General features: G+C 71.0%; 22 protein-coding genes. 14 read left to right on the top strand and 8 right to left on the bottom strand.

The features are described from left to right. Positions 1–41: 41 nt before the first annotated feature. Positions 42–560: a DUF4240 domain-containing protein gene (locus tag OG303_RS35285; RefSeq protein WP_405877646.1), complete on the top strand. Its 519-nt coding sequence runs from the start codon at positions 42–44 to the stop codon at positions 558–560. A gap of 18 nt (positions 561–578) precedes the next feature. Further along, positions 579–1,130, top strand: coding sequence for a carboxymuconolactone decarboxylase family protein (locus OG303_RS35280; RefSeq protein ID WP_405873563.1), 552 nt, complete (start codon positions 579–581; stop codon positions 1,128–1,130). On the opposite strand, the gene OG303_RS35275 is transcribed toward OG303_RS35280, so the two are convergent. Further along, a complete protein-coding gene (locus tag OG303_RS35275) occupies positions 1,127–1,351 on the bottom strand; it encodes a hypothetical protein (RefSeq protein WP_405873562.1) in 225 nt (74 codons plus the stop codon). The two genes, OG303_RS35280 and OG303_RS35275, sit on opposite strands and share 4 nt — an antisense overlap. A gap of 92 nt (positions 1,352–1,443) precedes the next feature. Between OG303_RS35275 and OG303_RS35270 the strand changes: the two genes are divergently transcribed. Continuing rightward, on the top strand, positions 1,444–2,571 hold the full coding sequence (locus tag OG303_RS35270) for a lipid II:glycine glycyltransferase FemX (protein WP_405873561.1): 1,128 nt from the start codon (positions 1,444–1,446) through the stop codon (positions 2,569–2,571). 25 nt (positions 2,572–2,596) lie between these two features. Here the strand turns inward: OG303_RS35270 and OG303_RS35265 are convergent, their stop codons facing one another. After that, entirely contained in the window at positions 2,597–3,337 is a 741-nt protein-coding gene (locus OG303_RS35265) for a peptidoglycan recognition protein (RefSeq protein WP_405877644.1), read from the bottom strand. Between the two features lie 253 nt (positions 3,338–3,590). Here OG303_RS35265 and OG303_RS35260 point away from each other — a divergent pair, with 253 nt between their 5' ends. After that, positions 3,591–4,784: a MarP family serine protease gene (locus tag OG303_RS35260; RefSeq protein WP_405873559.1), complete on the top strand. Its 1,194-nt coding sequence runs from the start codon at positions 3,591–3,593 to the stop codon at positions 4,782–4,784. 21 nt (positions 4,785–4,805) lie between these two features. Here OG303_RS35260 and OG303_RS35255 read toward each other — a convergent pair whose 3' ends face one another. Next, on the bottom strand, positions 4,806–5,294 hold the full coding sequence (locus OG303_RS35255) for a GNAT family N-acetyltransferase (protein WP_405873558.1): 489 nt from the start codon (positions 5,292–5,294) through the stop codon (positions 4,806–4,808). Positions 5,295–5,367: 73 nt separating this feature from the next. Here OG303_RS35255 and OG303_RS35250 point away from each other — a divergent pair, with 73 nt between their 5' ends. Further along, positions 5,368–6,261 carry a TIGR01777 family oxidoreductase gene (locus OG303_RS35250; protein ID WP_405873557.1) on the top strand — a complete coding sequence of 298 codons (894 nt, stop codon included), beginning with the start codon at positions 5,368–5,370 and terminating at the stop codon, positions 6,259–6,261. Positions 6,262–6,446: 185 nt separating this feature from the next. Beyond that, positions 6,447–7,793, top strand: coding sequence for an NAD(P)/FAD-dependent oxidoreductase (locus tag OG303_RS35245; protein WP_405873556.1), 1,347 nt, complete (start codon positions 6,447–6,449; stop codon positions 7,791–7,793). A gap of 13 nt (positions 7,794–7,806) precedes the next feature. Here the strand turns inward: OG303_RS35245 and OG303_RS35240 are convergent, their stop codons facing one another. Then, positions 7,807–9,243 (bottom strand): regulator, encoded by a 1,437-nt coding sequence (locus OG303_RS35240; protein ID WP_405873555.1) that lies wholly within the window; start codon positions 9,241–9,243, stop codon positions 7,807–7,809. Positions 9,244–9,496: 253 nt separating this feature from the next. Between OG303_RS35240 and lipB the strand changes: the two genes are divergently transcribed. The 4 genes from lipB to OG303_RS35220 all read left to right on the top strand — a co-directional run bounded on the left by lipB (position 9,497) and on the right by OG303_RS35220 (position 12,614). After that, positions 9,497–10,294, top strand: a complete 798-nt coding sequence (gene lipB / locus OG303_RS35235) for a lipoyl(octanoyl) transferase LipB (RefSeq protein WP_405873554.1) — start codon at positions 9,497–9,499, stop codon at positions 10,292–10,294. 106 nt (positions 10,295–10,400) lie between these two features. Continuing rightward, complete coding sequence (lipA, locus tag OG303_RS35230) at positions 10,401–11,366, top strand: lipoyl synthase (protein ID WP_405873553.1); 966 nt, start codon at positions 10,401–10,403, stop codon at positions 11,364–11,366. 285 nt (positions 11,367–11,651) lie between these two features. After that, positions 11,652–11,852, top strand: coding sequence for a hypothetical protein (locus tag OG303_RS35225; protein WP_405873552.1), 201 nt, complete (start codon positions 11,652–11,654; stop codon positions 11,850–11,852). Between the two features lie 60 nt (positions 11,853–11,912). After that, a complete protein-coding gene (locus OG303_RS35220; protein WP_405873551.1) occupies positions 11,913–12,614 on the top strand; it encodes a DUF4191 domain-containing protein in 702 nt (233 codons plus the stop codon). Between the two features lie 117 nt (positions 12,615–12,731). On the opposite strand, the gene OG303_RS35215 is transcribed toward OG303_RS35220, so the two are convergent. Continuing rightward, positions 12,732–13,199, bottom strand: coding sequence for an RDD family protein (locus OG303_RS35215; RefSeq protein ID WP_405873550.1), 468 nt, complete (start codon positions 13,197–13,199; stop codon positions 12,732–12,734). Between the two features lie 196 nt (positions 13,200–13,395). Here OG303_RS35215 and glnA point away from each other — a divergent pair, with 196 nt between their 5' ends. The 4 genes from glnA (at position 13,396) to OG303_RS35195 (ending at position 16,843) form a co-directional block, all read left to right on the top strand. Continuing rightward, on the top strand, positions 13,396–14,805 hold the full coding sequence (gene glnA / locus OG303_RS35210) for a type I glutamate--ammonia ligase (protein WP_405873549.1): 1,410 nt from the start codon (positions 13,396–13,398) through the stop codon (positions 14,803–14,805). 144 nt (positions 14,806–14,949) lie between these two features. After that, the gene (locus OG303_RS35205) at positions 14,950–15,216 is read left to right on the top strand and encodes a hypothetical protein (RefSeq protein WP_405873547.1); all 267 of its coding nucleotides are present in this window, start codon (positions 14,950–14,952) and stop codon (positions 15,214–15,216) included. A 122-nt stretch (positions 15,217–15,338) separates the two neighbouring features. Continuing rightward, entirely contained in the window at positions 15,339–16,256 is a 918-nt protein-coding gene (gene htpX / locus OG303_RS35200) for a zinc metalloprotease HtpX (RefSeq protein ID WP_405873545.1), read from the top strand. Between the two features lie 2 nt (positions 16,257–16,258). Further along, a complete protein-coding gene (locus tag OG303_RS35195; RefSeq protein WP_405873544.1) occupies positions 16,259–16,843 on the top strand; it encodes a hypothetical protein in 585 nt (194 codons plus the stop codon). A gap of 28 nt (positions 16,844–16,871) precedes the next feature. On the opposite strand, the gene OG303_RS35190 is transcribed toward OG303_RS35195, so the two are convergent. From OG303_RS35190 to OG303_RS35180, 3 genes are all read right to left on the bottom strand, one after another. After that, positions 16,872–17,186: a hypothetical protein gene (locus OG303_RS35190; protein ID WP_405873542.1), complete on the bottom strand. Its 315-nt coding sequence runs from the start codon at positions 17,184–17,186 to the stop codon at positions 16,872–16,874. A 213-nt stretch (positions 17,187–17,399) separates the two neighbouring features. Then, positions 17,400–18,131: an ANTAR domain-containing protein gene (locus OG303_RS35185; RefSeq protein ID WP_405873541.1), complete on the bottom strand. Its 732-nt coding sequence runs from the start codon at positions 18,129–18,131 to the stop codon at positions 17,400–17,402. A 196-nt stretch (positions 18,132–18,327) separates the two neighbouring features. Further along, positions 18,328–19,191 carry an ANTAR domain-containing protein gene (locus OG303_RS35180; RefSeq protein ID WP_405873540.1) on the bottom strand — a complete coding sequence of 288 codons (864 nt, stop codon included), beginning with the start codon at positions 19,189–19,191 and terminating at the stop codon, positions 18,328–18,330. Positions 19,192–19,208: the final 17 nt, after the last annotated feature.

The raw sequence follows: 19,208 nt of genomic DNA, 5'->3' as shown, positions 1-19,208 counted from the left end.
CACGTGCGTCCCACCCGCCCAGGGCCGATGCTGGACCCGTGATGGACGAGACGGAGTTCTGGGAGCTGGTGGACGCCACCCGTGAGGCCGCCGAGGGCGACCCCGAGGAGCAGGCCGACCTCCTCGTGGACCGGCTCCTCCAGCTGGAGCCGGACATGGTCCTCGACTTCGCCCGTCACTTCGAGGCCCGCTACAACCGCGCGTACACCTGGGACCTGTGGGGCGCCGCATGGGTCCTGCTGGACGGGGTGAGCGACGACGCGTTCGACTTCTTCCGGTGCTGGCTGATCGGGCAGGGGCGCGAGCTGTACGAGGGTGCCGTGCACCAGCCCGATTCACTGGCCGACCTCCTGGACGACTTCGACGAGGAGATCGACGGGGACGGGGAGGAGCTGGGCTACGCGGCGGACGAGGCGTACGAGCAGCTCACCGGGGCCGTGGCCCCCGATCTGGGCATCGCGCCCGCGGCCTCCGAACCGGAGGGAACACCGCTCGACTTCGAGAACGAGCGGGTGCTTGCGGAGCGGTATCCCAAGCTGTGGGAACGGTTCAGGGACTGACACTCGACGAGGGGGATCATGGCTCGTATCCCGTACCCGGAGCGACCGGCCGACGGCGTCGCGAAGCTTCCCGTACCGCTCAACGCCTTCCGCATGCTCTCCCACGCGCCGCCGCTGACGGACACGGCGATCGACCTGGGCATGGCCGTGCTGCGTGAGTCGACGCTCGAGGTCCGGCTGCGTGAACTGGTCATCATGGCGGTCGCGGCCGGCACGGACTGCGCGTACGAGTCCGTCCAGCACCGCCCGATCGCGCTGCACGCGGGGGCGACACCCGCGCAGCTCACGGCGATCGCCGAACGGCGTTCCAGCGGCCCGGAGTTCGACGGCCCGGAGTCGGCGGCCGTGACCGCCGCGTACGAGCTGATGTCCGGGCACACCCTCTCCGAGGGCACGTTGGCCGCGCTGCGCGCCTGCTTCACCGACCGGCAGGTCGTCGAGATCGTCACGACGGTCGGCTACTACGTCATGCTCGCGGGCCTCATGAACGGGCTCGGGGTGGACGTCGATCCGTCCGGGGAGCAGTTCCTGGGACTGACCGCGGAGTCCGCGGAGGGCGGCGAGGCCTAGGCCGTCCGCCTGCGGGTGGTGTCCGACGGGATGTAGGCCTGCGTCTGGTCGGCCTTCACCGCGTGGTACATCGGGGCCGCGTTGGCCTGGTCGAGCGCGGTCGCGGTGACGGCCGCCGGGCCCAGGACGACGGCGGCGGCCGCGCAGAGCGCCGCCCAGGGACCGCGGGAGATCCGGGTGCGGCCGTCGGTCTTGTGCGTGGTGCTGTGGTGACTGTTCACTTCTTCCCCACCTCCAGTCAGTGCGTGTGCATGACGATAGGCAGAGCGCCTCGGGAACATCCGTGAGGCGGCTACGAGAAACCTGTGAGGCCATGACCAGCCCGTACATGAGGGAGATCACCCGCGAGGAACATCTGGCCCACCTGCGCGTGCACCCCCACACGAGCCATCTCCAGATCCCCGAGTGGGGGGACGTGAAGCCCGACTGGCGGGCGGAGAGCGTCGGCTGGTTCGAGGGGAAGCTGATGGTCGCGGTGGCGCTCGTCCTGTACCGGCCGTTGCCCGGGACCCGGCGCTGTCTCGCCTATCTCCCCGACGGGCCCGCGATCGACTGGCGCTCCCCGCGCCTGGAGCGGTGGCTGGATCCGCTCGTCGCCCACGTCGAGGAGCGCGGGGCGTTCTCGCTCCGGATCGGACCGCCCCTGGTCGTACGCCACTGGGAGGCGGCCACGGTGACGGCGGGCATCGCCGACTCCGACGTACGCCGGCTGCACGATCTGGCGCCGGACGGCCTCGACGGGTACGCGCTGGACGCGGCGGAGCGGCTGGCGCGGCTCGGGTGGCGGCGGTGCGAGGAGGACGAGGGCAGCGGCTTCGGGCTCGGCCAGCCGCGCTACGGCTGCCACATCCCGCTCGCGGGCCGCTCGGTGGACGATCTGCGCGACGCCCTCGCACCGCACTGGGAGCAGTCCTTGCGTACGGCCGAGTCGGCGGGCGTCCGGGTCTCCTGGGGCTCGGCCGCCGACCTGCCCGACTTCCACCGTCTGTACGCCGCGACCGCCGCCCACGACGGCTTCAAGGCCCGCCCCCTGGACTACTTCCGGCGCATGTGGAAGGCCCTGAACGCCGAGGACGACGACCAGTTGCGGCTGTATCTCGCCGAGTACGACGGCGAGGCGCTCTCCGCGGCGCTCATGGTCAACGTCGGCTCCCGCGCCTGGCACTCGTACGCCGCGTCCGGTCGCCGGGGGCGCGAACTGCGGCCCAGCAGTGCGCTGTTGTGGCGAATGCTGTGCGACGCGCGGGCGGCGGGGGCCGAGACGTACGACCTGCGTTCCGTCACGCCCGCCCTCACCGAGGACCGGCTGCTGGGCCGGCTGCGCTTCAAGATCGGGGCGGGCGGGCGGGCCGTGGAGTACCTAGGGGAGTGGAAGCTGCCGGTGGGCAGCCAGGGCAGGGTGCTGCAGCGGGCGTTGGGGGCCTACCTCGGGCGCAGGTGAGGACGCGTGCCCGGCCCCGGTGCCGCTACGGCGTCCGGCCCTGCAGCTGCGCCGCCTGTTGTCTGATCCCGGGGAGGCGGGCGATGAGGGCCGCGCCGGGGCAGCTCGTCATGTAGGCATCCTTGTGGCCGGCGAGGGTGGGGAGGGTGGCGGTGGTGCCGGAGCGGTAGCGGCTGTGGCTGTTGCTGGAGACCAGGTGCGCCTCGGCGCGCGGGTCGATGCCGGCGAGGCCCAGTTTCCAGGCGGCGAGGGCGGCAATCGAGTCCGTCATCGCCTTCGGGACCGCGGCGCCCGCCGTGAAGGTGCCGATGGCCGCGATACCGGCCGTGCGGTGGTTGAAGCCCTGGGTGTGGGCGCCGGTGACGGGGCGGTCGACGCCGCCGGCGCGGCCCTCGTAGATGGTGCCGCAGCGGTCGACGAGGAAGTTGTAGCCGATGTCGTCCCAGTCGCGGGCGCCGGTCTGGCCCGCGTAGAGGTAGCGGATGATGCGGGGCACGTCGGCGCAGTCGTAGCCGTTCGGCGAGTCGGTGTGGTGGACGAAGACCGCGACGACCTTGTCGTCGTAGCGCGGGGGCGGCTGGGCGTGCCGTGCGAGGGAGTCCAGCCAGGCCGTTCGGGGCACGATGTGCGGCTTGGCCGCGGCGTGCGGGGCGGCGGCGCGGGCCGCGACCGGCGGCCCGTGCTTCACGCCCGTGTGTCCGATCCCGTCCGCGCACAGGACGAGGCCGAGGGCGGCGGCCAGTCCGGGCAGCCAGGAGAGCAGCAGGCGCGCGGTGCGGGGTATGCGCGCTGCGCGTGCTTGCCGTGGTCCTAGCGATCTCCGGACACGCATGCCTTCACTCTCGGCCCGATCCGCTCCGTCCGCGATGTGTGGTGTGCCACCCGGTGGAACCATCGTCCTGGTCCGGGGCGTTTTTCCTGATGCACGCACGCGTGGCCTGTTCCGGGCGCCACGCGCGCGTGGCTGATCACTGGGCCCGTCCCGCGCGTATTAGGGGATCTGAGAGAAAGGCGGCTCCGTGGACCTGCTCGACATCCTGCTGTTGCTGGTGGTTGTGGCCTACGCGGCATCCGGCTACCGGCGCGGACTGGTGGCCGGATGCGTCTCGCTCGCCGGGTTCGTCGGTGGCGCGGTCCTCGGCGTGTGGATACTGCCGTGGACGATGGACCTGGTGTCGGCGGGGACGACCCGCGCGACCGTGACCGCGGTTCTGACCGTGCTGGTCCCGGCCGTGGTGGGGCACGAGCTGGCGGGGCGGCTCGCGCTGCGGCTGCGCCGAGAGTTGGGCCGTGCCAGTCTCGGTCCGCTCAGGGTGGCCGACGGGGTCGGCGGGGCAGCGGCCAACTCGGTGGCGGTGCTGATCGTGGCGTGGGTCGCCGCGAGCGTCCTGGGCGCTTCCTCCTCGCCGCTGCTCACCACGGCGATCCGGGACTCGGCACTGCTCGGCACGGTGCAGGACGCCATGCCGGACACCACGCCGACCTGGTTCTCACGGGCCACGTCCGCGCTCACCCAGGCGGGCTTCCCGCAGGTCTTCAACCCGTTCGAGAACGAGTCGACGGCCGAGGTCGCCAAGCCCACCGGCGACAGCGTCACGGCGAGCGCCACCAACGCGGCCAAGCTCAGCACGGTGAAGATCGAGGGCGTCGCCGGCACCCAGGGCCGCGAGGGCAGCGGGTTCGTGTACGCGCGCGACCACGTGATGACCAACGCGCACGTGGTGGCCGGCATCGACGACCCGAGCGTGCGGATCGGCGGGGTCGGGCGGTCGTACGAGTCGCGGGTGGTGCTCTTCGACCCCGACCGGGACGTGGCGGTGCTGTACGTGCCCGGGCTGAGCGCCCCGGTCCTGCGCTTCGACGACAGCGCCGCGCGCGGGGACTCGGCGGTCGTCGCGGGCTATCCGCAGGACGGCGACCTCAATCTCCAGGCGGCGACGGTCGCCAACCGGGTGCGGGCGACCGGGCAGAACATCTACAGCGACCGCATGGTGACGCGCGAGATCTACTCGATCCGCTCGACCGTGCGGCCCGGCAATTCCGGCGGCCCGCTGCTGACGACCGACGGCCGGGTCTACGGCGTCGTCTTCGCCCGCTCGACGTCCGACAACGAGACGGGTTACGTCCTGACGGCGGACGAGGTCGCCTCCGACGCCGAGCGCGCGGCGACCGCGACGGCGGCGGTGGACACGGGCGACCTGGTCACGTCCTAGGGCTCGGCAGCACTCGGCGGGTCAGAGACTGCGCCCCATGAGCACGTCGTCCACGTACTCGCCCTGCAGCAGGAACTCGCCGGGCAGGATCCCCTCGACGACGAACCCCTCGGCCTCGTAGAGCTTGCGTGCCGGGGTGTTGTGGCCGAGCACGCGCAGGGTCAGGCGGCGCGCCCCGTGCCGCTTGGCCTCGTCCCGCACGGCGCGCAGCAGCGCCCGCCCGACTCCGGTGCCGCGCGCCTCCTCGGCGACCGCGAGCCCCTGGATCTGGCGGACGTGGGAGTTGCACGCGAGGGGCGTGGGATAGCCGAGCCGGATGTAGCCGACGACCGCGCCGTCGAGTTCGGCGACCAGGTGGTCCCGGGGCCCGAACCGCTCGTTGAAGAAGGGTTCGTAGGGCGGCTCGGGTCGTGGTGCGACGGCGTGCAGGGTGGACCAGGTGAGCCGGTCGAGGAGGCCGAGCACGTCCTCGTCGTCGAGGGTGGCGTGGCGTATGTACGGAACCCGCATGACCGCCACCATACGGCGGAGGTGTCGGAAACCCGACGGGGGATTCGCGCCCCGGCCGCGCAGAATGGGGGCCATGGAACGTTCTCGAATCGTGGTGGCCGGTGCGTCCGGGCTCATCGGTGGCGCCCTGGTGCGGTCGCTGACCGCCGACGGGCACGAAGTGGTGCGGCTGGTGCGCCGGGCGCCCCGGGCGAAGGACGAGGTCCGCTGGGACCCGGAGGGCAAGAGCGTGGACCCGGCCGGGCTCACCGGGTGCGACGCCGTGGTCAACGTCGCGGGCGCGGGCGTGGGCGACCGCCGCTGGACGGACGCGTACAAGACGCGGATCCGGTGCAGCCGGGTACTCGGCACGACGGCGCTGGCCGAGGCGATCGCCGCACTGGACGAGAAGCCGCGGGTGTTCGTGAACGGCAGCGCGATGGGCTACTACGGCGAGACCGGCGACCGCGCGGTCGACGAGAGCGCGCCGCCCGGGACCGGGTTCCTGCCCGAGCTGTGCGTGGAGTGGGAGGGCGCCGCGGCGCCCGCGCGGGAGGCGGGCGTACGGACCGTGTTCACGCGGACGGGACTGGTGGTGGCCCGCGGAGGCGGGGCCTGGGGACGGCTGTTCCCGCTGTTCAAGGCCGGACTCGGGGGGCGGATGGGCGACGGGCGCCAGTACTGGTCGTACATCTCCCTGCACGACGAAATCGCCGCGATCCGGCATCTCATCGACACCGACGGGCTGTCCGGGCCGTTCAACCTCACCACCCCGAACCCGCTGACGAACCGTGAGATCACCGCGGCCATGGGGCGCGTGCTGCACCGGCCGACGCTGTTCACGGTGCCCGCGCCCGTGCTGCGGACCGTGCTCGGCGAGATGGCCGGGGATGTGCTGGGCAGCGCTCGGGTGCTGCCGAAGCGGCTGCTGGAGTCCGGCTTCACGTTCGCGTTCCCTGACATCGAGTCGGCGATCCGGGCGGCATAGCCAGGACTGCGGCGGCGGCGCGGTGAGCACCCGCGACCGTATGCGACCGCTGTGCGACCGTGCTCTGTTCATGCGCGACTGTCCTTGACCGATCACAGCCCTAACCTCGACCCGAACTCGGGTATCCCCAGGGCCTGTTGGGGGCATGACGTCTCCACCGGCCGCGCAACCTCGAGGAGGGGCACGTGCTTGAGCCCGCGTACCAGGCGGACGTCGTGATCGTGGGAGCCGGGGTCGCCGGGCTCTCGGCGGCGCATCGGCTGACCAGCGCAGGAGTGACGACCGCGGTCCTGGAGGCCGCCCCTTGCGCGGGGGGTCGCATGTCGACGGAGAAGGTCGACGGTTTCCGGCTCGACCGGATCGGACAACTGCTGTCCACGGCGTATCCCGAGCTACGGCTGACTCCCGGGCTCGACGCGCTCGTTCTGCGCCCCTTCGCGCCGGGCGTCCTGCTGCACAGCGACGGGCGCCACCACCGCGCGGGCGCTCAGGCGAGCACGGGGGGCGCAAGGGGCGCACTCCATGCCGTACGCGCCCTGGCGAGCGCCCCCACCAAGAGCGCCCCCCGGTCCGGCGCCCCGCTGGGCACCGCCGTGGACCAGGCCCGCCTCGGCACCTTCCTCTCCCGGCTCGCGGCGACGCCCGTCGAACGGCTGCTGTCCCGCCCGGAGTTGCCCGCGGAGCAGGCCCTCGCAGCCCGCGGTGTCCCCGCCCGCACCATCGACGGCTTCCTACGTCCGCTGCTCGCCGCCCTGTTGTGCGACCCGGAGCTGACGTCGTCCAGCCGGTGCGCCGACCTCGCGCTGCACTCCTTCGCGCGCGGGCGGCTGTGCCTGCCGGAGGGCGGCGCCGAGATGCTGCCGGAACTGCTCGCGCGGGCGCTGCCGCCGGGCACCGTGCACACGGGCGTGCGCGTCACCTCCGTCTCCACGAGCGCGGTGACGACGGCCGAGCACGGCGAGATCCGCTGCCGTGCCGTGCTGCTGGCCACGGACGCACGGGCGGCCGCCGAACTCCTGCCCGGCCTGCGCATACCCGACTTCCACCCGCTGACGGTGCTGCACCACACGACGGACGAGCCCCCGACGACGGACGCGTCCCTGCTCCTGGACGCCGACCGCGGCGGCCCGGTCGCGCACACGGCGGTCATGAGCCGGGTCGACCCGGCCCGCGCCCCCGCGGGCCGCACGCTCATCACCTCGACCGTCCTCGGCCCGCCCCCACCGGAACTCGACACCGCCGTACGCATGCACCTGTCCCGCCTCTACGGCACCTCGACCGCCCGCTGGGAGACCCTCGCCGTCCACCACACCCCCGAGGCCGTCCCCGCGATGCGCCCACCCCACGACCTACGCCGCCCGGTCCGCCTCCTGGCGGGCCTGTACGTCTGCGGCGACCACCGCGACACCAGCACGGTCCAGGGAGCCCTGCACTCGGCCCACAGGGCCGCGACAGCCATCCTGACGGACCTGGGAGCGGCGGGCTCCATACACAGGGCAGACCCACTCCCCGCAACAGCAACGGCTGCCTGAAGCCCCTCCTTCTTCAGCCCAGTGCCGCGACCTTGTCGCGATACCCCCGCACCGGCGCCGCATCCTTGTAAGGCTCCAACCGCCGCTCGAAGTCCCGCACATACTCGATCGCCCGCACCGACCGCATCTCCGCAGCGGCCCCCGCCGCCTCCGCCCCCAACGCACAGGCCTGATCGAGCTCACCGAGCCCGAGCCGGGCGGAGGCAAGAACGACCCGGCAGAACAACCGACTCCGCGCAAACGAAGGCGCACGCAACTGCAGCGAGCGCTCCGCATGCTGCGCCGCCGCACGGAACTGCTGCAGATCCCGATGGGCATGCCCGAACTCGTCCGCGAGCTGCGCCTCGTCGAAGAACCGTGCCCAGTACGGCACTTCATCACCCGTGCGGGCCGCTTCGAGGGCCCGCTCCGCGCGCACGAGCGAGGCGGTGCAGTTGCGGACCTCGCCGAGCACACCGTGCCCGCGCGCCTCGGCGGAGTGCAGCAGGGCCTGTACGACGGGCGGGGCGTTCGTACCCACGCCCTGCTGGGCCACGCGCGCGAGCTGCACGGCCTCCCGCCCGTGGCCGAGGTAGACGGCCTGACGGCTCATGGTGACCAGCACATACGAGCCGTACGCCCGGTCCCCCGCCGCCTGCGCGAGCCGCAGCGCCTGCACGAAGTAGCGCTGGGCGAGCCCGTGCGCGGCGATGTCGTACGACGTCCAGCCGGCCAGCCGCGTCAGGTCGGCGGCCGCGCCGAACAGCCGGCGGCCCGTCTGCTCGCCGTAGGTGCCGCGCAGCATCGGCTCGCACTCGTGCTCCAGGTAGCGCACCAGTGCCTGGCGGGCGTGGCCGCCGCCGTACATGTTGTCGAGGGTGCGGAACAGCTCGCCGACCGAGCGGAGCGCGGCGATGTCGCCGCCGGTGACCTTCTGGCCGGGGCCGCGCTCGGTCCGGCCGCGCTGCTGGGGCACCACCGGGCGGCCCTGGGCGGGGACGCGGGGGGCCTGTTCGCCGCGGGCGACCTTGTCGTCGGCGCGGCCGATCAGCCAGTCCCGGCTGGGCACGACCAGACCGGCCGGTGTGAACGCGATCTTGCGCAGCTCGGCGTGCGAGCCGGAGTCCTTGCGCCACAGCCCGCCGACGATGTCGATGGCCTCCTCGGGGGTGGCGGCGAACTCGAGCCCGGCGTACACCGGCGCACAGGCGTCGAGGCCGAGGTCCTGGGCGGTGAGACGGCGGCCGAGGCGGCGGGTGAAGACCTCGGCGATGAGGGCGGGGGTGGTGCCGCGGGGCTGCTGTCCGCGCAGCCAGCGGGTGACCGACGTCTTGTCGTATCTGAGATCCAGCCCGTGTTCGAGACCGAGCTGGTCGACTCGACGGGCGAGACCCGCGTTGGAGAACCCGGCTTCTGCGATGAGCGCGGCGAGCTGACGGTTGGGAGTGCGCTGCGCGGGTCGTTCCGTCATCTGCGGTGCGGTCTCCTGCCTTTCGGGCCTCCAGGGGCCGCTGCGGCCCTGCTGTGCCCGGATTGCCTGTGAGCAGCCCTTATGGCCTCTGTGAACGGCGCGAATGTAGCGGAGAGTGAGCAGACGGTCGCACATTTCGCCGTTCGTTCATCCGATCGTGTGAGGATTGCCCGCAGGGCTGACGCGAGACGGTCGGTCGTACAGTGGCGTAGGCGCGTTTCGTGCCTTACGACCTTCGAGGGAGGCGCTTGCCGTGAGTGAGTTGCGGTTCGTCCGCATGGGATTCGGTGCCGAGGCCGTCGACTACCAGGCGGCATGGGACGAGCAACGCCGGGTGCACGCGGCACGCTTCACCGACGAACTCCCCGACACCGTGCTGCTCCTGGAGCACCCGCCGGTGTATACGGCGGGCCGGCGCACGGCGGACAACGAACGCCCCCTCGACGGCACCCCCGTCATCGACGTGGACCGCGGCGGCAAGATCACCTGGCACGGCCCGGGCCAGCTGGTGGGCTACCCCATCCAGAAGCTCCCGCGCCCGGTGGACGTGGTGGCCCATGTCCGGCGCCTGGAGGACGCCCTGATCCGCACGTGCGCGGAGTTCGGGGTGGAGACCAGCCGGGTCGAGGGCCGCAGCGGCGTGTGGATCCTCGGCGACCCGGTCGAGCAGCGGCCGTCGATCGGCGGCCTGTCCCTCGACTTCGACCCCCGTCTGCACGACGAGGAGTTCGACCCCCGCATGAACGGCCCGGAGTACGCCCCCTCCAACGCCGGCCAGCGCCGCGAGGACCGCAAGATCGCGGCGATCGGCATCCGCGTGGCCAAGGGCGTCACGATGCACGGCTTCGCACTGAACGTGAACCCGGACAACAAGTGGTTCGACCGCATCATCCCGTGCGGCATCCGGGACGCGGGCGTGGCCTCCCTGGCCGACGAGCTGGGCCGCGACGTGACGATCGAAGAGGTGCTGCCGGTCGCCGAGCGGCATCTGAAGGACGTACTGGAGAACGCGGAACTCAAGCCGCGCGAGATCGAGAAGGCGACGGCCTGACGCCGGGAATGAGCCCCGCGGCTCAGGGGTTGGCCTGACAGCGGGGCTCAGTAAACACGGGCGTACCCTGGTGTACGCCGAAGAATCGAAGCTACAGGGAGCCGATGTGTCCGCAGTCACACCCGACGGACGCAAGATGCTGCGCCTGGAGGTCCGGAACGCCCAGACCCCCATCGAGCGCAAGCCCGAGTGGATCAAGACGCGGGCGAAAATGGGCCCCGAGTACACGAAGATGCAGAACCTCGTGAAGAGCGAGGGCCTGCACACGGTCTGCCAGGAAGCCGGCTGCCCCAACATCTACGAGTGCTGGGAGGACCGCGAGGCGACCTTCCTCATCGGCGGCGACCAGTGCACCCGGCGCTGTGACTTCTGCCAGATCGACACCGGCAAGCCCGAGGCGCTGGACCGCGACGAGCCACGCCGCGTGGGCGAGTCCGTGGTCACCATGGACCTGAACTACGCCACCATCACCGGCGTCGCCCGCGACGACCTGGAGGACGGCGGCGCCTGGCTGTACGCGGAGACGGTCCGTCAGATCCACCAGCAGACCGCCGAGCGCGAGGCCGGCCGTACGAAGGTCGAGCTCCTCGCTCCCGACTTCAACGCGGTACCCGAGCAGCTGGCGGAAGTCTTCTCCTCCCGCCCCGAGGTGTTCGCACACAACGTGGAGACCGTGCCGCGGATCTTCAAGCGCATCCGCCCCGGCTTCCGCTACGACCGCTCGCTGAAGGTCATCACGGCCGCCCGCGACTACGGCCTGGTCACCAAGTCGAACCTCATCCTCGGCATGGGCGAGACCCGCGAGGAGGTCAGCGACGCGCTCCGGCAGCTGCACGAGGCCGGCTGCGAGCTGGTCACCATCACGCAGTACCTGCGCCCGTCCGTGCGCCACCACCCCGTCGAGCGCTGGGTCAAGCCGCACGAGTTCGTGGAGCTGAAGGACGAGGCCGAGCAGATCGGTTTCTCGGGCGTCATGTCCGGGCCGCTGGTGCGTTCCTCGTACCGCGCGGGACGCCTCTACCAGATGGCCATCGAGAAGCGCGGCGCGTACATCGCCTCGCAGGCCGTGTGACCTGGCCGACACAACATCAACTCCCTTGCCCCGTACGGGCGCGAGACGAGCGTGTGAAGTCGCGCACAAGAAACTACCCGCCAGTAGCGACCGATTCGACGCGGTCCTGGGCGTCCTCGCAGCTGAGGGCGTACGCCAGGGCCGCGTCAACGTTTTCGCCCGCCGCATCAAGGCTTCATTGGTGTTTGACCGGTCGGTCACGCCCTGGTAACACCAATCAGTGACGCTGGACTCACGCCACGTACACCGCCACCCAGTGCCCGTACCCGAGGGGGGACCTCCACCATGCAGGCCGCGCCCGTTCGCGCCACCGCAATCCCGTCGTTCACCGATGCACTGCGTGCAGTCGAGTCACTGCTCATGAGCAGCGGCCAGCGCACCGCCCGTCGCAACGCGTGGACCTCCGTCCTGGAGGACCGCCGCCGCGCCAAGGACCGCGTCGAGGCCCAGCGCGTCCTGGACCAGACCCTCGTCACCCACCCCTGAATCCCGCACTCCGGGCACTGCCGTTCTAAGGCGCTCCCGGGGCCACGTAGACTTCGTGGCATGGCGAGGAAGGAACCTGCAGCGGACGCTGCGAACCCCGGGCGACTGAAGCAGATCGCTCTGACCTACAAGATGACCCGCAAGGCCGACAAGAAGATCGGCCTTGTACTCGCGGCTGTAGGCATCGGCATCTTCGGTGTTTTCCTCGCGATCGGTTTCTTGCTCGGTCACCCCATCTATGTCGGGATCCTGGGCCTGTTGCTCGCCTTCCTCGGAACGGCGATCATCTTCGGGCGCCGGGCCGAGCGGGCGGCCTTCGGGCAGATGGAGGGCCAGCCGGGCGCGGCCGCGGCCGTGCTCGACAACATCGGCCGGGGGTGGACCACCACTCCGGCGGTGGCCATGAACCGCAGCCAGGACGTGGTGCACCGGGCCGTCGGCAAGGCCGGCATCGTCCTGGTCGCCGAGGGCAACCCGAACCGGGTGAAGAGCCTGCTGGCCGCCGAGAAGAAGAAGATGAACCGCATCGTGGCGGACGTGCCGGTGCACGACATCCTCGTCGGCACGGGCGAGGGCCAGGTCGAGCTGAAGAAGGTGCGGACCACGATGCTCAAGCTGCCGCGCGTGCTGACCGGTCCCCAGGTGACGGCCACCAACGACCGGCTGCGCGCCATGGGCGACCTGATGAGCAACATGCCGCTGCCGAAGGGGCCGATGCCGAAGGGCATGAAGCTCCCGAAGGGCGGGCCCAAGGCCCGCTGAGCGCCTTCCGAAGGCCCGCCGACTCCCTCGTACGAGAAAGGGGGCGCCCGCCGAGTCAATATGCGGCTACCGCCGCGTGGCTCCGGGCGCCCCCTTCGTCGTACGAACGCTAGGGCCCTAGATGCGCACCTCGGCCGTGCGGGCCAGGCGGTCGTGCAGGCCCCTGCCGTCGCGGTCCCAGATCAGGGCCGGGACGGCGACGCAGAGCAGGGCCGTGCGCAGCAGGGCGCGGAGGGGGTTGGGGCGGCCGGCGTCCAGGGCGATCACACGCAGGCCGAAGAGGCGCTTGCCCGGGGTGAAGCCGAGTGTGCCGACCGTCAGGACGCCGAGCAGGAAGAAGACGAGCAGGGCCCAGTTGCCGGTCGCCTGGTCGTAGCCATGCGTGATCAGACCGTATGCGATCAAGAGGCACAGGCCCCAGTCGACGATCAGGGCGCCGAACCGGCGGCCCGGGCGGGCGATCGAGCCGGGTCCCTCCTCCGGCAGACCGAGCTGCTCGCCCCGGTATCCGAAGTCGACACCGGCTCTCTCTGCGGCTTCGCGCGGGCCCGAGAGCCACGAGCCGATTGCATCCCTGTTGTCCACCCGTCCAAGGTACTGCGCCTGTTTCGGGATACGGACAGGTGGGGTACACCGGACTGGGTCCGGTTAACTTGTGCGAAACAAATGGGTCACGCCCGAGAAACCACGCGTCCCTAGTGTCGGAGACAACGTGTGCCACCGCACTGGCCGCACGAACGAACTACCACCCCGGCAGGACGTCGGGAGTAGGAGGAGCTGGATGTTCCAGAACGCCGACGAGGCCAAGAAGTTCATCGCGGACGAGGACGTCAAGTTCGTCGACGTCCGCTTCTGCGACCTGCCGGGTGTGATGCAGCACTTCACCATTCCGGCAGAGGCCTTCGACCCGGCCGAGGAGCTGGCCTTCGACGGCTCCTCGATCCGCGGCTTCCAGGCCATCCACGAGTCCGACATGGCGCTCCGCGCCGACCTGTCCACCGCGCGCGTCGACTCCTTCCGCCGCGACAAGACGGTCAACATCAACTTCTTCATCCACGACCCGATCACGGGCGAGCAGTACTCCCGCGACCCGCGCAACGTGGCGAAGAAGGCCGAGGCCTACCTCGCGTCGACCGGTATCGCCGACACCGCGTACTTCGGTCCCGAGGCCGAGTTCTACGTCTTCGACTCGGTCCGCTTCGCGACCGGTGCGAACGAGAGCTTCTACCACATCGACTCCGAGGCCGGCGCCTGGAACACCGGCGCCCTCGAGAACAACCGTGGTTACAAGGTCCGCTACAAGGGCGGTTACTTCCCGACCCCGCCGGTCGACCACTTCGCCGACCTGCGTGCGGAGATCTCCCTGGAGCTGGCCGCGTCCGGCCTCCAGGTCGAGCGCCAGCACCACGAGGTGGGCACCGCCGGCCAGGCCGAGATCAACTACAAGTTCAACACGCTGCTCGCCGCGGCCGACGACCTCCAGCTCTTCAAGTACATCGTGAAGAACGTGGCCTGGCGCAACGGCAAGACCGCGACCTTCATGCCGAAGCCGATCTTCGGTGACAACGGCTCGGGCATGCACGTCCACCAGTCGCTGTGGACCGGCGGCCAGCCGCTCTTCTACGACGAGGCCGGCTACGCGGGCCTGTCGGACACCGCCCGCTACTACATCGGCGGCATCCTCAAGCACGCCCCGTCGCTGCTCGCCTTCACCAACCCGACGGTGAACTCCTACCACCGTCTGGTCCCGGGCTTCGAGGCGCCGATCAACCTGGTGTACTCGCAGCGCAACCGCTCCGCGGCCATGCGTATCCCGATCACGGGCTCGAACCCGAAGGCCAAGCGCGTCGAGTTCCGTGCGCCCGACTCCTCCGGCAACCCGTACCTGGCCTTCTCCGCGCTGCTGCTCGCGGGCCTGGACGGCATCAAGAACAAGATCGAGCCGGCCGAGCCGATCGACAAGGACCTCTACGAGCTGGCTCCCGAGGAGCACGCGAACGTCGCGCAGGTCCCGACCTCGCTCCCGGCCGTTCTCGACTCCCTCGAGCGCGACCACGAGTTCCTGCTCGCGGGCGACGTCTTCACGTCCGACCTGATCGAGACCTGGATCGACTTCAAGCGCGCGAACGAGATCGCCCCGCTGCAGCTGCGTCCGCACCCGCACGAGTTCGAGCTCTACTTCGACGTGTGATCGGACCGCGCGTGCATCACGCGTGAGCCGTCGGACGCCCCCGTTCCTGTTTCACAGGACGGGGGCGTCGTCGTATGCTCTGGCACTGCTGTTCGACACAGGCGACGCAGATGGCTTCGCCAGCGGCAACGGGGAGATACGGGGATGTCCGAACGGTCCGAACAGGACGACGCAGAGCGGGAGTTCGACCTCCGCTGGGCGGACAACGCGGAGCACAAGGAGCCCTCGGCGCGCGCGCGGATGCTGGCCGCGCGGTGGAAGGAGAAACCGCCCGAGCCGCAGCCCTTCCGCGCCGACTCCGACCCGGTGGCACCCCGCCGGTCCTCGTGGGTGTCGACGACCATCGTGCTCGGCTGCGTCGCCGCGATCATCCTGCTGCTGGGGTACGCGCAGTTCCGGGCGCCGTACTAGGACTGAGCTGCGGCGATCCACAGGGACCTTTTGCAGCCCCTAGGGCTGATCGGGACCACTTCATGGGCGTGGCCGGGTGCACACTGGCAGTGGGACGAGTGCCTGACTGCGGGGTGATGCAGATGCAGAGTCGCTTCCGGAGCGACCGGCGGCTGACCGTGCGGATGACGGTCACGATGTTCCTGCTCGGGTTGCTGTACGTGGCGTTCGTCGTCGCGTTGATCGTGTTGTTGAAGTCGTGGCTGCTGGTCGTCGTACTGATGGCGGCGATGTTCGTCGCGCAGTTCTGGTTCTCCGACCGGATCGCGATGTTCGCCATGCGCGGGCGGGTCGTGGAGCGCGAGGAGTATCCCGAGCTGCACGCGGTGATCGACCGCTTGTGCGCGATCGCCGACATGCCGAAGCCGGTGGTCGCCGTGTCCGAGATGGACATGCCCAACGCGTTCGCGACCGGGCGCAACGCCGATCATGCCGTGGTCTGTGTGACCACGGGGCTGCTGCGCCGGCTGGAGCCCGCCGAGCTGGAGGGCGTGCTCGCGCACGAGCTGTCGCACGTGGCGCACAAGGACGTCGCCGTGATCACGATCGCGTCCTTCCTGGGCGTGATCGCGGGACTGATCGTGCGGTTCGCCTTCTACTCTCAGCTGTTCGGCGGAGGGCGCAGGGATCAGAACACCGCTGCCGTCTTCGCCGCCATCATGGGTGTGTCGGCGGCCGTGTACGCGATCAGCTTCCTGCTGATCAGGGCCCTGTCGCGGTACCGGGAGCTGGCGGCGGACCGGGCGGCCGCGCTGCTCACGGGACGGCCCTCGGCGCTGGCCTCCGCGCTGACCAAGGTCTCCGGCGACATCGCCCGGATCCCGACCAAGGACCTGCGGACCGCGCAAGCCTTCAACGCCTTCTACTTCACCCCGGCGACCGGCAAGGAGCCCGGCATCGAGCGGTTCTTCTCCACCCACCCGAGCCTGGAGCAGCGGCTCGACCAACTGGGGCGGATCTCCGCCGAGTTGGGCGAGGCGGCGACCCCCGGGAAGGGGTGAGCATGGGGCTTCTGGACATTCTGCTCGGCCGTACCAAACCGGCCCTGCCCGATCTCGACCGGCTCTTCGCGCTGCCGTCGGCGGCCGTGACCCTCGAGGCCGCGGCCGGTTTCACGCCGACGGGCACCGGCGCGGTGTGCTTCGCAACGGTCGAGGGCTCGGCCTTCGAGCAGACGCACCGCGAAGTCCAGGCCCTGCTGGATGCGGACGCGGACCGGGACGGTCCTCCGGTGGAGCTGCGCCAGGACGAGTACGGCTACTCCTGGCTGCTCTCGAACCGCTCCCCCGACCAGCTGTCCGAGCTGGTCAACGACCTGCACGCGGTGAACAGCTCGATGGAGGTGAACGGCTTCGGGCCACAGCTGCTGTGTTCCCTGGCCGGTTTCCAGGACGAGGGGGGCCGGCGGCTCGCGCTGGTCTATCTCTACAAACGCGGGACGTTCTACCCGTTCGCGCCGCTGCCCGGTGAGGGGCAGCGGCGCGACAACGCGCTGGAACTGCAGGTGAAGGCGGCACTCGCCGACGACCTGCGGATGGAGCAGGACCTGAGTCGCTGGTTCCCGGTGTGGGGCGCGCCGGGACTGTGACCGGCGGCTACCAGCGGTTCACGTCATCTCACTTGCTCTTCTCGCGCTCCTGGCGGCGTGACTCCAGGGGGCGCTCGCGGCGGTAGCGGCGCTCCCACTTGGCCTGTTTGTCACGGCGGTCGCGGTACGCGCGGTAGCTCGACGGCACGGCTCCCGAGGAGGAGGAGGAGGAGGAGCCGCCGCCTCCGGACGACGCGGCGCCGCCCGAGGAGGACGCCGACGACGAGCTACGCCCGTACTGCAGGTACAGGAAGAGCACGGCGACCGCGGCCAGCCACCAGACGTGGTTTCCGAATCCTAAGACGACCAGGACGACGGTCCCGGATATGACGATGGTGCCCATGACGGGCCTCCGTTGGGCGTGGGTGTGCGAGCGGTGACGGTCTGTTGTCCCGACGGGGCGCTGGGGGAGGGCGTCCGTCCGTCGGTGCGTAGAGAGTAGCCCCGAGTCCACAGGGTGATGCCTGTCCTGCGGCAAGAGGTGGCGGGCAGCTCCGCAACGTGTGTCCAGAGTACGGACGCGATCACTCAGAGTGCATCTCCTTTTTGCCCGCTCCTAGTCGGCGTGCAGCTCCAGCCGGTGTTCCACCACCTCGCGTGCCACGTCCGTGAGGCGGCGGCGGTGGGAGCGGGCGTGGGAGCGGAGGAGGTGGAAGGCCTCGTCGACCGAGATGGAGAGCCGTGCCGCGAGCGTGCCCTTGGCCTGTTCGATGACGATACGGCTGGTCAGGGCCTGGCCGAGCTGGTCGGCCAGGGCCCGGGTCTCGCGCAGGCGGCGGTCCCGTTCCAGGGTCCAGCCGGCGGCGTCGGTGAGTGACTGGGCCAGCTCGAAGAGTTCGGAGGGCAGCGGTGTGGTGCCCGGGCCCAGCAGGATCAGGGCGCCCAGGGTGTCGTCGCCCACGTGCAGGGGCAGGGCGGCGGCCCGGCCGTAGCCCAGCTGCCGGGCCCGGGGCGTGTAGCGCGGCCAGTCGCGGCGGGCCCGGTCGCCGTCGAGGGCGGTGTCCGGAACCGGGCGGCCGGTGTTCCGGGCCTCCGGTCCAGGCCCCTCGTCCCAGCCGACGGAGTCGTGGGCCAGGCGCATCAGCTCGGCGCCGATGCCGGCCACCTCGGCCGGGGCGTGCTCGTCGGGCACGTACAGCACGATCGCGGTGCAGTCGCCCAGCAGCTCGGTGCCGTGGGCCGCGAGAGCCGCGAGGAGTCCGGTCGTGTCGGAGGGTTCGGTGACGGGGCTGGCGGCGAGGTCGACGAACGCCCTCGCCAGCCGCTGCTGTGACATGGGCCTGGTCATGAGCTTCCCATCGCCTCTCGGACTTCGTTCTCGGACTGCGCGTTCGGACTCTGCTCTCGGGCTCTGCTCTCGGACTGCGCTTTCGGACTGCGCTTCGGACTCCGCCTCTCGGACCACAGCACGGGCCGGTCTCCGTCCGCAGTCTTCCGTCTCCGTCCGCAGTCTTCCGTCTCCTTGCCCCGGCGTCTGCGCCGCCTCAGCCGAGGCGCAGCAGGCCCGCCACGACGCGCTCCGCCACGGAGTGTGCGGAGACGCCCTCCGCGAAGGCATGGGCCTTGATCAGTTCCAGTGCGTCGGCCACCGGACAGTCGATCTGTACGGAGACCATGCCCGCGGCCTGGTGCACCAGGGGCCGCAGGTCGGCGCCGCCGTACAGCACGGTGTCGCCGTTCGGGCTGAGGATCATCGAGCGGGTCAGGGCTTCGGCGATCTCGGTGAAGGTGTCCGAGCCGGCGAGGCCCGGCGCGGGGTCGAAGACCGCGAGGGCCCCGACGCAGGTGCCGGACAGGCTGAGCGGCAGGGCGGCGACCTCGTCGATGCCGAGCTCCGTGACCGCGGGGCCGTAGCCGGGCCAGCGGTCGGTCAGTGCCGCGCCGGCGGCCGCCACCGGGCGGATCTCGCGGGTCGCGTCCCGGGCGGGCCCTTCGCCGAGCAGGAACTCCAGCTCCTGTGCGGCGCGAGCCGGCTCGTCCGAGGCGGCCAGGGCGAGTTGGTCGAGGGTTGCTCCGACCAGTGTGAGGGCGGCGCTGCTGGTGCCGCAGGCCGCCGCGACTCCGGTCATGAACAGGGGCTTCGGGGTACCGGGCCGACCCGCCCAGGTCGCCAGCCGGACCGCGTAGTCGTCCTGGAGCCGGGCCGCGGTGAGGTGGCAGGCGGCCGTCGACCGGTGGATGGCGGCGATCCGCAGATGCATGTCCCTGACCCCGTCGGTGGAGGCCTTGTCGGCGAGGTCCTCGTGTCGCTCGGCACAGCGGGACTCGTTCGCCGAACGGGCGCGCGCCACAGCGGCTTTCCGCTCCGCCGAAGCCATGGGCTCCGGCGACCCGCCGCCACTGGCCATACCGGAAGCGTACGCCC

It is taken from the genome of Streptomyces sp. NBC_00005 (assembly GCF_045160215.1).
Classification (GTDB): domain Bacteria; phylum Actinomycetota; class Actinomycetes; order Streptomycetales; family Streptomycetaceae; genus Streptomyces.
Note: the sequence above shows the minus strand (reverse complement) of the source record. Positions and strands in the feature narration are given on the sequence as shown.